The sequence below is a fragment of the Lachnoclostridium sp. An118 genome (assembly GCF_002160985.1).
Taxonomy (GTDB): domain Bacteria; phylum Bacillota; class Clostridia; order Lachnospirales; family Lachnospiraceae; genus Claveliimonas; species Claveliimonas stercoravium.
In genome coordinates this window covers 85,592-98,747 of the sequence record NZ_NFLQ01000009.1, presented here as the reverse complement: position 1 = coordinate 98,747, position 13,156 = coordinate 85,592, and the positions used below count along the sequence as shown (strand labels likewise).

Below are 13,156 nucleotides of genomic sequence, written 5' to 3'. Positions count from 1 at the left end.
ATCAAGGATAAAAGAGGAAGCCGGACTCCATTTTGGTGTTCCGGCTTCTGTGATGTTATTAAAGAGTGTTTTTTGCCTCTTTTTCCTTCCGACTGAGCATAGGCCACACCGTCAGCAGCATGGTGACAAAGCAGGCTGTGCCGCCCACAAAGTTGGAGATGGGCTCTGCCAGGAACACGCCGTCCGTGCCAAGGCCGCCTACGGCCGGAAGCAGCAGGGTGAGCGGGATCACGATGATTACCTTCCGGAACAGGGAGAAGAAGACGGCCTGCTTTGAGCGGCCGAGAGCCACGGCTGTGGACTGACCGGCAAACTGCAGGGACATCATAAAAATGCCGGCAAAGTAGATGCGCATGGCGGGCACGCCCTTCTCGATGAGCTCCGGGTCACTGTTGAAGAGGTGGATGAAAAAGTGGGGGAAGAAAAACAAAAGGGCCCAGGCAAAAAAGGAAAATACAATACACGCCCAGGAGGTGAATTTGATCGCCGATTTTACCCGTTTGTATTCCCCGGCGCCGTAGTTGAAGCTCATGACAGGCTGGGCGCCGTTTGTCAGCCCGTTGGCGGGCATGGTGATGATCTCACGCACGGAGTTGATGACCGTCATGATGCCCACGTACAGGTCGCCGCCGTAGCGCTGCAGGGTGGCATTGCACATGATCTGGACAGAGCCGTTTGTGATGGACATGATAAAGCCGGACAGTCCCAGTCCGGTAATTTTCTTTATGACAGCCGGCTCCGGTTTCATGTAAGCGGGCGACAGAGTGATCACCGCCTTCTTCCCGGTGAGGAAATGGAAGACCCACACAGCGGAGACGAACTGGGAGATGATGGTGGCCAGCGCGGCTCCCCGGACGCCCATGCCGAACACGAAGATAAAAAGAGGGTCAAGGACCAGGTTCAGCACAGCCCCGATAGACACGGAGAGCATTCCTGTGACTCCGAACCCCTGGGCGTTGATAAAGTTGTTCATGCCAAGGCTTACCATCACAAAGAGAGTGCCGCACAGGTAAATGGTGAGGTAGGCGTCCGCATAGGGGTAGGTCACGTCGCTGGCGCCAAAAAGATACATCAGCGGACGACGGAAAACATAGCACAGGACAGCCAGTATCAGGCCGCTTACAAGAAGCATGGTAAAGGAGTTTGCCATGATCTTTTTTGCCTTTTCTGTCTCGCCGCCGCCCCTTGCAATGGAGAAAAGAGGGGCGCCGCCTGTGCCGAACAGGTTGGCAAAGGCAGTGATGATGGTGATGACAGGAAGGGTGAGCCCTATTCCGGTCAGTGCCTGGGTAGAGGTGTGGGGGATGTGGCCGATGTAGATCCGGTCCACCACATTATATAAGACGTTGATGAGCTGCGCGCAGGTCATGGGGACGGCGAGCCTAAGGATATTTCCGGCCACACTCCCCTTGCTGAAATCGCTTGTATTCTGTGCTGTATGCTGCATGAGATCACCTTCTGCTGTGTGAAATTTCTGTAAATAGTATAGACTTTTTTGAGATTGTTTTCAAGATTGGCACATATACATAAAAGAGATGTAAAAGAGCTGTGAGCAGTGGAAAGAGGGATGTAGATGGAAATATTTATGATCATCTCAAATATGATCATCCCTGTGGTGATACTGGGGGTCGTCTGCTTTGGGGTGTCCAGGCGGGTGCAGGTGTACGATGCGTTTATCGAGGGGGCAAACAGCGGATTTCACATTGTGGTGAAGATCATGCCTACCATGGTGGCGCTGATGATCGCGGTGGGTATCCTGAGAGCGTCGGGATTTCTGGATATGCTGGCCTCTCAGCTCGGGAGGATGACAGACTATATTGGATTTCCGGGAGAGCTGGTGCCGCTCACTGCCGTGAAAATGTTTTCCTCCTCGGCGGCCACCGGGCTTCTCCTGGATATTTTCAAGGAATTTGGCACAGACACCTACATAGGGCTTGTGGCTTCCATCAGCATGTCCTGCACGGAGACCATTTTCTATACCATGAGCGTGTATTTTATGACGGCAAAGGTGACAAAGACAAGGTTTACTCTGGCGGGCGCCCTTATCGCCACATTTGCCGGGCTGGCGGCCAGCGTGGTGCTGGCGGCGGGGATGATGGGATAGGGAGAATTATGTTGATTTAATCCAGCTTTTGATATTCATTGTAGCCCTTGTAGGTCTATGTTATCAGATCTTCAGAGAAAAAAAGTAGCCGCCACTATCTGACCATAGTGACGACTAAGCTATAAAAGTTTTGTCAAACTATCGAGGGTAGCCGCTTGTGGTTTCCCTTTTCTATTATCAATATAACATAATATACTGGAGAAAACAAGCAGAAAAAACGGCATATACTGTTTTCTGATCATCCCCGCAGCGATGCGATGATGCGGTGGGGCTTCAGGAAGAGCTCCAGGGCGTCCAGGACAGAGGGGACGCACAGGTCCGTTGCAGTCATAAGTCTTCCGTACATGCCCTCCTGACCAAGGACAGAGACGGAGAAGGCGGCCTCCCGGCACATGAGAAGATCGTTGCGCCCGTTGCCGATGGCAGCGCAGTTCTCCTTGCCAAGGGAATAGAGGATATTCTGCTTTTCCTGCATGGCGGCGTCGTTTGGGAAGGTCAGTATCTCCACCGGCAGGCCCTCGCACATCTGGCGGGCAGTGCCGTTTGTGTCAGCCGTCAGCACGTAGATCTGGAACAGGTCAGAGAGCTGACGGATCTTGTTGGCAACAGCCTCTGAGATGATGCCGTCCAGGGCGATGGTGCCGTTGTAGTCCAGAAGAAGATATTTCAGGTCCAGTGATGGGTAGCCGGGGATTTCTATTTTCATAAGTCTTGTTCCTTTCTGTGAAAGCCGGGCAGCCGGCGGTTTTATGTGCGGATCTGGAGGGCTCCGGGAGGAGGCCTGCTTAGAATAACATAGCATATTTATGAGGAAATATCTATATGCGCAAAGAGAAACAAGACAAAAAGCAAAAGTAAAAAAATTAATTTATTTACATATAAAAGCCTTATGATATCCTGAGAATAGAAGGGAGGGAGCGGTATGGAGAAAGAGCAAAAGCTTCTTTGTAAGTGCCTGGAAATCTTCGGGACGGACGATCCGGAGCAATGGAAGAAAATTATGAAAAAGGCGAAGAAGTACGATAATCTGATGCGCGGAGTCAGGCCGGTAAACCCCAGGGGAGCCGGGAGAAAAGGGCTGAAAGAGGAAAAGGCTGATACCATACGGAGAATGTACCGGAAGGGTGTTTCCGTTGCAAGGATTGCAAGAGAACTGTCTGTCAGCCGTCCTACTGTCTATCGGTATGTTGAAGAGATCAGGCGGTCTATGTGGAAAATCGTACGGATCAGCTTCCCCTGACAGCTTTTGGCGTCAACAAAACTCCCGGATGGGAAGAATTCAGGGAGTTTCTGGAGGACAGATGTGTTCCCGGGACAAGGTTTCACTTAAAGGAGCTTCTGAGAGATATGGGTGTCGACTTTTACGATCCCATGCTGATCATAGAAGAGACAAAAGGAAGAATGGCTGAGGACGATCAGTGGATCAGAATACATTACAGGGAGGATGCGTTATGTCAGAATGGATAAAGCTGGATATTCTGAACCGGGATGATCTGAGGGGGCACTCATCAAAGGGAAACCAGCTGAAGGCAAAGGATGGAATATACTGGTATAAGGCAGACTGCATGGGCTATGAAGGGCTGACGGAGACAGTCGTATCATCTCTTCTGTCCCGCTCGGATATTTTGGCAGCCGTTGACTATGAACCGATGAAAATGGAGTTTAAATCACATGTGTATACCGGATGCAGGAGCAGGAGCTTCTTAATAGAGGGAGAGTCTCTTATCACAGTCGAAAAGCTGATCCGTCTGTACACAGGGAAAAGTGCGGCAAGGACCATGGCTTCTATGGCGGACGTGAAGGAGCGGATCTGTTATTTGGCCAATGCGATCGCAGAGATCACAGGAATGACAGATTTTGGGAAATATCTTACAGCTATGCTGGAGATAGACGCTTTTTTTCTGAATGAGGACAGGCATACCAATAATATTGGGGTAGTCTATCACCCGGAAACCAGACGGTTTCGACATTGCCCTTATTTCGATCATGGACTGGCTTTACTTGCGGATACAATGACTGACTTTCCCCTGGGAGAAGATTTGGAAAAATGCATTGCAAAGATGTTCCGTTCCTATTTTTTCTCCTTCACCGCCTTCTCCACGATCTCAAACGGCGCAGGCCCTGTGTCCAGCACCGCCCTGTGGAAACGCTTCTGGGAGAAATCCTCTCCCCACTCTTTTACAGCTGTCTTTTTCAGTTCCAGAAATTCCACATACCCGATATAGTATTTCAGATAATTACCGGGATCCCCGATGATGAGGTCGTAGATCTCCCGGATTGTCTCTATGTCCGTAATGCCGAAACTCCGGAAAAAAGAGACCGTCTCGGTGAGGGACCATCCGTCGTAGTGGATACCCATGTCGGCAAGGGCGTAGAGTCCCAGGATGAGGGAAGCATTTTTCTGCTCCAGGAGAGCTCTGTCTTCATCTATACCGGTGAAGTAGTAGGAGAGCATCTCCACATAGGTGGCCCAGCCCTCCGTGTAGCCGCCAAAGGAGAGGAGACTGCGGATGGGATCCGGATCTGTGGAGGCATAGTACACGTTCTGGTAGAGATGCCCCGGGTAGCCCTCGTGGGCCAGTGTGGTGAAGAGAGTCAGGTCGTCCGGGAGATGTCCCCGGTTGATGTAGATCACGTTCTCCTGGGAATTGTCCACCGGGGGAACCATGTAGAAGGCAGGGCTTACATATTCAGCCATCTCCTCCTGCACGAATTTGATCTCGGTGGTTACCTCCGGCAGAGAGGGAAAGGACCCGGCTGTCTTTTCTTTCAGGTCTGCCAGGATGGCCTCCGGGCTGCTGTCCGCCAGCGCAAAGGAAGAGTCTTCGCCGGATAGAGGCGCCACGGACTGCATGGCAGACAGATCCTCTGCCATCTGCCTGCGGGTCAGGTTCTGAAGCTGGGGGACTGTGCGGGCGGAGCCGGTGTCCCTCTTCACAATATATTCATAGTATCTTTTTCCGTCCGGATAGTAGCAGAGTCCTCCGTCGTTTGTGCCGGTGTCCTTCAGGGCAGCTATGGCGGCGGCCAGCCGGTTGTAGGCGGGAAATACGCAGTCATAGATGAGATCCCGATGCTGGGAGATGCAGGCTTCTTTCTGAACAGGGGGCAGATCCGATAGTCCTTCCAGCCTGGAGATGAAGGAAGAAAAAAGGTAATGGCTGTCCCCGAGTGCAGTGAAGGCAGCGCACTCGTCGATAATGTCCTGGGCATTCCGGGATGACATAAAAAGTCCGGCGTCCGCTTTTGCCTGCTCAAAGGAGATGAGAGACGTAAAGTAGGACGGCATTTCCTCCAGGAGGGACAGATAGGTATCCACGTCCTCCGGTGTGTCAAAGGAGAACTCGCACAGAAGGATGGGAAGCTGGGACTGGATCCCGGTCAGAGGGCTTAATGGTTCCTCGTAGAGGGTGTAGGGGGCGCCCAAAAGGGCTGTCTTCAGATAGGATTTGAGAACATCGAAAGTGAGCTGGTTTTCCGGAGAGAGCTTTCTGTATCTGAAATCCTGAAGGAGGGAAAGGCAGTTCTCGATAGATGCGGCGGAGACAGCTGTGTCGGTGCTGAAAGAGCCAAGGCTCGCCGGTGTATCCTGGATGCCGTAGCTTTCCGGCTCCTGTACTGTATAGTGCAGGGTGATGGTGTCAGCGGACACTTCCTGACGGAAAAGATCCAGGGTAAACTGCCGGAAGAGAGCATCTTCGTCGGGGACGGGAAGATGGCCGCAGGAGGCCAGAGCCGGGAGAAGGATGGAAAGCAGAAGGATAAGGGCAGTACATTTTTTTCGCATAGAACGCCTCCTGGAACGGGCGGAGCATTTTATCTATAGATATGCGGCTGGTTTTGAGAAAATTCCATGGGAGAAAACCGGTTTCCACGGGTTTGGGAGATATGGTATAATATGAACACTTGGCGAGGTCCTTTCGAGCCTAGTGTGAATATATACCTGCGCATAGAGCGGTTTCTGCGGAACCGCAGAAACCCGCTGCGCATCTGCCGGAGGCCCATGGCCGCTGTGCGGCCATGGTATAATAACTCCATATACAAGACAGGAGAAATTTATGAAGTATATATATGAGATCCCGGACTCCTTCTGGAGTTTGTTCCGCTCCAGGAACCGGGATATTTATGTAGAAGCGTTGCTTCAGATCAACGAAGAATACGAGTATAACAACTATTTCCTGAGCCGGGAGGTGTGCCTGGAGATCCTGGGAGATTTCTATACCCAGAAAAAGATCACCCTGGAGGCGGAGGAGACGGAGGATGAGCTGGACATGCTGGAGACGCCGGCGTCCAGGATACTGAACTGGCTTCTTAAGGCACAGTGGCTGAAAAAGATCGAGGATTACAACACGCTGGTGACCCACATTGTTATCCCCGACTATGCGGCTATTTTTATAGAGGCCTTTGACCGGCTGACCCGTGAGGGGATGGAGGACACGGAGCTGTACATCCAGAATGTGTACGCCACTTTGTATTCCTTCCAGAACAATCCCAGGCTGAACAGCGCCATGCTCCGGTCGGCCCTTGTCAATACGAGAAAGCTGAACAAGGCACTGCAGGACATGCTCCACAATATGGACCGGTTTTACGGGCGTCTGCTGGAACACAGAGAGTACGGACAGCTTCTTTCAGAACACCTGGAAGGGTATGTGGAGGAAGTGGTCCGTAAGAAATACCACATTTTAAAGACAAGTGATAACTTCTACATTTACAAGATGGATATAAAGGAGTGCCTGGAGAAAATGCGGGAGGATGAGAGTATCTATGACCGCATTGGCGAGGAGGGGCTGGATATACTGGACCGGATCGAGAGGAGCTTTGATGATATTGAGCGGCGCATTGCCAATATGGACAAGGAGAACACAAAGTATATCCGGGCCACAGTGACCAGGCTGAATTATCTTCTGAACGGGGAGACAGACACAAAAGGGCTTGTGATCCAGCTTCTGAACCAGCTTGGAAAAGAGGGCAGGGAGGAGGAGCGGATCAAAGAGACAGCTTCCCGGATGAATCTGTCTCTCTTTGAGATCCTCTCGGAGAAGTCCCTCTATAAGAGGAGAAAGCCCAGGAAAGATTTTGTCAGCCAGTTGGAGCGGGAGGAGGACTCTCAGGAACTTTCCAGGGAGGATGTTCTGAAGCTGAATCGCATCCACACCCGGTATACGAGAAAGCAGATCGAGGAATTTATCGAGGAGCACATGGACGGCGAGCAGATGCGGCTTGCGGATCTGAAGGTGGAGGATGACGAGGACTTTGAGAAGATCATCCTTGCCTATGATTATAGTACAAAGCACGGCAGCAAGTATCAGGTCATCGAGGAAGGCGGTCTGGTGGAGAGCGGAAAATACCGCTATCCGAAGCTGACATTTGTGCGCAGGAGGGTTTAAGAAGAATATGATCGATTATATAGAACAGCTGAGTGATGAGGAGAAAGAGCAGATCACGGAGGTGATCCGGCTCCTTTACAGACAGACATTCATTTTGGAGCGAAAATACGACAGGCGGGCTGAAAAGTGGCAGTACAGCAGGGAGTATAAGGTCTGCGCCATGCACATGGAATTTCTGAAGGAATATTTTCAGGTGGCAGGGATCGAGCTTGTGGAAAACATTTATCTGGGAGTGATCTATATACGGGACGGCATGCTCATGGGTGAGAAGATCCCGCGGCTTGCCACGATCTATATCCTGGTGCTGAAGATATTGTATGACGAGCAGATGGCCCAGGTGTCATCCAGCACAAGGATCGTGACAACGCTGGGAGCTGTGAATGGCAAGGCCGGGGAATTCCAGGTGATGAAGTCCCTGCCGTCCCCCACGGAGATACGGCGAAGCATTGCGCTTCTGAAAAAATATCAGATCATAGAACCTCTGGATATACTGGAGGAGTTAAATGAGGGGACAAGGATGATCATTTACCCTACTATAAATATGGTGCTCACCGGGGACGACATACGGGCCCTTTTAAAGACATTTGGCGAGGAGGAGAACAGTGGAGACGAAACAGGCGTTCAAAATATTATCGAAGATCTGTCTGAATAACTGGCATTACATAGACAGAAAGGTGCTGTCGCTGAACAAGGAAGTGAACTTTTTCACCGGCCACTCGGGAAGCGGAAAGTCTACCGTCATTGACGCGCTGCAGATCGTCCTGTACGCCAACACGGACGGAAGGGGCTTTTTCAACAAGGCGGCAGCCGACGACTCGGACCGGAGCCTGATCGAGTATCTGCGGGGCATGGTCAACATCAGCGACAACAATGAGTCCCAGTACCGGAGAAACAAAAATTTTTCCAGCACCATTGTGCTGGAATTTACAAACAGCGTCATCGGGGAGCAGGAGTGCGTGGGTATTGTCTTTGATGTAGAGACGGCCACAAATGAGATCAGCCGCCTGTTCTTCTGGCATCAGGGGCCGCTGCTCTCCAACCTGTACCGGGGAGAGGGGCGTGTCCTGTCCACCGTGGAGGTGCGGGAGTATCTGCAGAGAAACTTCCCCCAGGATGGCTACTATTGTGGTCCCAGCAACGAGAGGTTCCGCCGCCAGCTCTACGATGTGTATCTGGGAGGACTGGACAAGGAGAAGTTCCCCAGGCTTTTCAAGAGGGCGATCCCCTTCCGCATGAACATCCGGCTGGAGGACTTTGTGAAAGAGTACATCTGCATGGAGCAGGATATTGAGATCCAGGACATGCAGGAGAGCGTCATGCGATACGGGCAGATGCGCAGCAAGATTGAGGCCACATTGAAAGAAATACAATCATTGACAAAAATAGAAGAAAGTTTCTCCTTGTACGAAGATAAGAAGACGGAGGAAGAGAGCTGGCTGTACCGGGCCCTGCGCCTGGAGATCCTCCAGCTCCGACGCCGTCTGGAGGGTATCCGGGACCGGAGGGCCCAGGAGGAGAAGGAAAAAAAGGAGCAGCAAAAGCTCAAGGAGAAGACCGATCGGGAGGCGGAAGAGCTGCAGAGGCAGTATGAGGACATCATCGTCCGCATTGCCCAGACCGGGTACGAGGAGCTGAAGGACAAGCTCTCCCAGGTCAACCTGTTCCTGGAGCACCTGTCTGCCAGCAGGAGCAGCCTGCAGAAGACAAGGGAGAGCATGGAGGAGTGGAAGAAGCAGGACATGGTGTCCAACTCCATGCTCAGAGATATAGAAAGGCTCTGCCAGGGCAGCATCACAGAGGAGGAGCTTCAGCGGCTCAAGGAGAATTTTGCCGACATCCGGCGGGAGCTGGAGGAGGAGAGAGGGGATACGGGCGCCCAGCTTCGGTCCCTGAAAAAGGAGATGCAGGCGGGCCGGCAGGAGATTGCTGACCTGAAGCAGGGGAAGAAGGCTTATCCCCGGGAGCTGGAGGAGGCCAGATACTATATCCGGGAGGAGCTCCAGAGGAGAGCCGGAAAATTTGTGAATGTACAGATTTTGGCAGACATGCTGGAAGTAAAGGATGAGACATGGCACAATGCAGTGGAGGGCTATCTGGGGAACAACAAGCTGTCCCTCATGGTGGAGCCGGCCTACGCTAGGGAGGCCATGGAGATCTACGAGACCATGGACAAAAAGAAATTCTGGCGTGCCGCCGTGGTGGACACGGAGCGTCTCATGCAGGACAACCACCCGGTCAGGGAGGGAGCTCTGGCAGAGGAGGTGAAGGCGGGGACAGACTACGCCCAGGCCTACACGGATTTCCTTCTTGGCAGGGTGATCAAGTGCCGGGATATCGACGAGCTGCGGCAGCAGACCGTGGGCATCACCCCCGGGTGCATGCTGTACAAGAGCTATAAGCTGCAGCACATTGATCCGGAGAACTACACAGAGCGGGCCTGCATTGGAGAGAACAGTCTCCGAAAGAGGAGAAAGAGGCTGGAGGAAAAGCTGGAGAAGCTGGAGAAGCAGAGAGTGCCCTTGGAAGAGCGCCAGGAGGAGATCCGCTCTGTCCTTGCCATGGACTACCTGGACCGCCCCGCCGGAGAGTACTTGAGCATGATCAGGGATATCCGGATGATCGGCGAGAAGGAAAAGGAAAGAGAAATGCTGCAGAGCCGGATAGAGGAGCTGAAGGAAGAGAATGTAGGCAGGCTCGAGCGGGAGAAGGAGGAGTTAAGAGAGCGTCAGACAAGGAAAAAGCAGCAGGTGGACAGCATCCAGAAGGCTATCTGGCAGCATGAGAGAAAGATCCAGGAGGCGGATCAGGAGTATCTGGACCTGGATGAGGAGTTAAATGAGAAACAGAAAAGTTTCAAAGAAAACGAAGAATTTGCGGAAAGCTTCCAGTCCTACATGGAGAGCAGGAAGAGCTCCAACTATGAGTATCTGAAAAATCTCTGCTTCCGGGAGCAGGCTGCCTGCCGGGAGGAGAGGGAGAAGCGATACCAGGAGCTGGTGGATATCCGCAGCAGCTACCTGCGGGAGTATCCTCATCGCACCTTCTCGGCCAGTGCGGAGGACAATGGAGATTACGAGAAGCTCCTGAACACGCTCCAGTGCGACCACCTGGAGGAGTACAAGGAGAAGGCGGCAGAGCAGGCCAGGACCGCGGTCCAGCACTTCAAGGAGGACTTCATCTATAAGATACGCAGCGCCATCAAGGAGGCGCTCCAGCGAAAGGACGAGCTGAACCGGATCATCAGCAGGCTGGACTTCGGAAAGGATAAGTACCAGTTTGTGATCACCAGGAACAAGGGGGCCTACGGGGAGTACTACGACATGTTCATGGACGATGCCCTGGAGATAGACCCTTCCCGGCTCTCCTACAATATGGAGAACCAGATGAATCTGTTTACCATGGAGCACGAGGAGAAGTACGGGGAGCTGATAGGGGACCTGATCCAGATCTTCATCCCGCCGGAGAACGCCTCGGCGGAGGAGCTGGAGGAAGCGAAGCAGAACATGCGGAAATACTCGGACTACCGGACCTACCTCTCCTTTGACATGCAGCAGATCGTGCGGGGCGAGAAAAATATGCACATCGGTCTTGGGAAGATGATCTCCAAGAACTCCGGCGGGGAGGGCCAGAATCCCCTCTATGTGGCGCTTCTGGCCAGCTTTGCCCAGCTCTATCGTCTGGACTACTCGCCCAGAGTCAGGAGGAACCCCACTATCCGCCTTGTCATCCTGGACGAGGCTTTCTCCAAGATGGACGCGGAGAAGGTGGCAACCTGCATCGAGCTGATCCGGGGACTTGGCTTCCAGGCTATCATCAGTGCCACCAATGACAAGATCCAGAACTATCTGGAGAATGTGGATAAGACCTTTGTCTTTGCCAACCCGGACAAGCAGAACATCTCCATCATGGAGTTTGAGAAGCAGGAGTTCGAGGACCTTCTGGAGGAGGCTGAAGAATAAGCTGGAAAACAGGCGAAAGACAGACCAGGAGCGGAGGTGATCCTATGGACGGATACAGAGGCGGCTACATTGTCAGGAAGATCATTGAAAACTATGAAAAAAAGAAAAATGATTGGAACCATTCCCTTGAAGGACGCCGCAGCCTGAAGATCCATCAGGAGGATTTTGACAGGGCGGAGAGAGAGGCCGGCGCCCCGAGGGGAGCAGGACGTGACCTGGTGGTCCGGGAGATGCTGGAGCTGGAGCGCCTGGGCCTGATCCCCAAAAAGGAGGTGCGCTGGCAGAACTATAAGCAGGATTTCAGTGAATTCCACTACTATAACAAAGACATGCCCGTCTATTATAAACTGGCGGGGAAGACGCCCAAGTATGAGATTGCCGCTGCGTACAAACATGAGCTGGAGGAGCTGGGCGGAGCGCTGCGCAGACAGTGGCTCAGGGACTATGTCAGAGACCGCTGGAGGGAGGCGGACAGCGGAAAGCTGAAGGCAAAGGAGTTGAGCCGGATCTTCGGACAGGGGAGGAAGGAGCAGTACTTTGCCTGTCTGAAGGGGCTGGATGAGCTGGAGGAGCCTGTCTATGTACAGATATTCAGCAGCCGGTATCTGGGGCGTCCCAAGATCTTCAGGGAGGACCCGGCCGGGTTCAGAGGATGGGTGGTCCAGATGGCCAGGGATTACCACCCGGATATAGACAGGGCCATGGATGACGCTCAGGTGCTCTCCTGGCTCTACATAGAAGAGTACTCCCAGCAGATGGAGGTAAAAGGACCGCTGCGCCTGGAGATCGAAGGGCAGACTGTGGACCTGGGAAAGCTGCGGTACGGCACGGTCCTCAACAGCGAGACGCTGAAGAACGCCCGCATCTGCCGGGAGCAGGACATACGGCGGATCGTGACGATAGAGAACAGGGCCAGCTTTGTCTGCGAGCCCTTTGAGGAGGAAACATTGTATGTCTTCACCCACGGCTTCCTCTCTCCCAAGGAGAGGGATTTCCTGAAGGCCCTGGCGGGAGCGCTGAAGGGCAGGACAGTGGAATACCTGCACAGCGGGGATATGGATTTCGGCGGGCTTCGCATCTTCTGCTTCATCCGGGACAATCTCTTCCCGGATGTCAGGCCGCTGCATATGAATGCAGAGCTCTACCGCCGCCACCTGTCGTCGGGATATGAGATGGAGCCGGGAGCGCTCCGGGACCTGGAGAAGATGAGTGCGGCCCTGCCGGAGGAGCTGGAAGAGCTCAGGAAGGAGCTGCTGAAGACCGGCAAAGGTCTGGAGCAGGAGATGCTGCTCATATGATCCGGCAGCGGCGGAAACGGGCTTCCGCGCAGGACCAGTTTACGACCCGGAACCAGTCGTCGATGTAGGCGGCGCGCATGTTGTAATGCTTCAGATAGTAGGCGTGTTCCCAGACATCTATGGCCAGCAGCGGCACAGGTCCGGCGTGTTCTGGTTTGCGGAGGTGGTGATGCATAAACCGCCATTTTCCCAGATAAGCCACGCATAGCCGGAGCCGAACACGGAGAGGGCGGCCTCTTTAAAACAGGACTTAAAGTGCTCCATGCTGCCGAACTGCCTGGAGATGCCGGTCGTGGTGCAGCCGCATGGTCTTTTCATCGATGCAGGGCTCCAGGGCGTCATAGGCGTAGGGGAGAGGGGTGTTGAAAAAGGGATAGCGAGTATTCATGTTTATTTCCAACAAGGGTT

11 protein-coding genes and 1 pseudogene are annotated in these 13,156 nt (G+C 53.1%); 7 read left to right on the top strand and 5 right to left on the bottom strand.

Annotation, left to right across the window (positions count from 1 at the left end; translation table 11 throughout):
- Positions 1–58: 58 nt before the first annotated feature.
- On the bottom strand, positions 59–1,447 hold the full coding sequence (locus tag B5E62_RS09605; protein WP_087174368.1) for an MATE family efflux transporter: 1,389 nt from the start codon (positions 1,445–1,447) through the stop codon (positions 59–61).
- Between the two features lie 126 nt (positions 1,448–1,573).
- On the opposite strand from B5E62_RS09605, the gene B5E62_RS09600 reads away from it, so the two are divergent.
- On the top strand, positions 1,574–2,104 hold the full coding sequence (locus B5E62_RS09600; protein WP_087174367.1) for a spore maturation protein: 531 nt from the start codon (positions 1,574–1,576) through the stop codon (positions 2,102–2,104).
- Between the two features lie 238 nt (positions 2,105–2,342).
- Here B5E62_RS09600 and B5E62_RS09595 read toward each other — a convergent pair whose 3' ends face one another.
- Positions 2,343–2,810, bottom strand: a complete 468-nt coding sequence (locus tag B5E62_RS09595; RefSeq protein WP_087174366.1) for an HAD family hydrolase — start codon at positions 2,808–2,810, stop codon at positions 2,343–2,345.
- A gap of 216 nt (positions 2,811–3,026) precedes the next feature.
- Here B5E62_RS09595 and B5E62_RS09590 point away from each other — a divergent pair, with 216 nt between their 5' ends.
- Together B5E62_RS09590 and B5E62_RS09585 are read left to right on the top strand one after the other, a co-directional pair.
- Complete coding sequence (locus tag B5E62_RS09590) at positions 3,027–3,344, top strand: helix-turn-helix domain-containing protein (protein WP_087174365.1); 318 nt, start codon at positions 3,027–3,029, stop codon at positions 3,342–3,344.
- Positions 3,314–3,571: a hypothetical protein gene (locus B5E62_RS09585; protein WP_087174364.1), complete on the top strand. Its 258-nt coding sequence runs from the start codon at positions 3,314–3,316 to the stop codon at positions 3,569–3,571. The genes B5E62_RS09590 and B5E62_RS09585 overlap by 31 nt, the downstream gene beginning before the upstream one ends.
- A gap of 604 nt (positions 3,572–4,175) precedes the next feature.
- Here B5E62_RS09585 and B5E62_RS09580 read toward each other — a convergent pair.
- Positions 4,176–5,891 carry a DUF885 domain-containing protein gene (locus B5E62_RS09580; protein WP_087174363.1) on the bottom strand — a complete coding sequence of 572 codons (1,716 nt, stop codon included), beginning with the start codon at positions 5,889–5,891 and terminating at the stop codon, positions 4,176–4,178.
- A 271-nt stretch (positions 5,892–6,162) separates the two neighbouring features.
- Between B5E62_RS09580 and B5E62_RS09575 the strand changes: the two genes are divergently transcribed.
- The 4 genes from B5E62_RS09575 to B5E62_RS09560 are packed head-to-tail and all read left to right on the top strand — an operon-like array spanning position 6,163 to position 12,748.
- Positions 6,163–7,491 carry a Wadjet anti-phage system protein JetA family protein gene (locus B5E62_RS09575; protein WP_087174362.1) on the top strand — a complete coding sequence of 443 codons (1,329 nt, stop codon included), beginning with the start codon at positions 6,163–6,165 and terminating at the stop codon, positions 7,489–7,491.
- A gap of 7 nt (positions 7,492–7,498) precedes the next feature.
- Complete coding sequence (locus tag B5E62_RS09570; protein WP_087174361.1) at positions 7,499–8,143, top strand: DUF4194 domain-containing protein; 645 nt, start codon at positions 7,499–7,501, stop codon at positions 8,141–8,143.
- A complete protein-coding gene (locus tag B5E62_RS09565) occupies positions 8,094–11,450 on the top strand; it encodes an ATP-binding protein (protein WP_087174360.1) in 3,357 nt (1,118 codons plus the stop codon). Before B5E62_RS09570 ends, B5E62_RS09565 begins: the two co-directional genes overlap by 50 nt.
- A gap of 44 nt (positions 11,451–11,494) precedes the next feature.
- Positions 11,495–12,748 (top strand): Wadjet anti-phage system protein JetD domain-containing protein, encoded by a 1,254-nt coding sequence (locus tag B5E62_RS09560; protein WP_087174359.1) that lies wholly within the window; start codon positions 11,495–11,497, stop codon positions 12,746–12,748.
- Here the strand turns inward: B5E62_RS09560 and B5E62_RS09555 are convergent.
- Positions 12,741–13,012: pseudogene (locus B5E62_RS09555) on the bottom strand (Fe-Mn family superoxide dismutase). The gene B5E62_RS09560 and the pseudogene B5E62_RS09555 sit on opposite strands and share 8 nt — an antisense overlap.
- The gene (locus B5E62_RS17745; protein ID WP_330398088.1) at positions 12,999–13,136 is read right to left on the bottom strand and encodes a hypothetical protein; all 138 of its coding nucleotides are present in this window, start codon (positions 13,134–13,136) and stop codon (positions 12,999–13,001) included. Before B5E62_RS17745 ends, B5E62_RS09555 begins: the two are co-directional and overlap by 14 nt.
- Between the last annotated feature and the right edge of the window lie 20 nt (positions 13,137–13,156).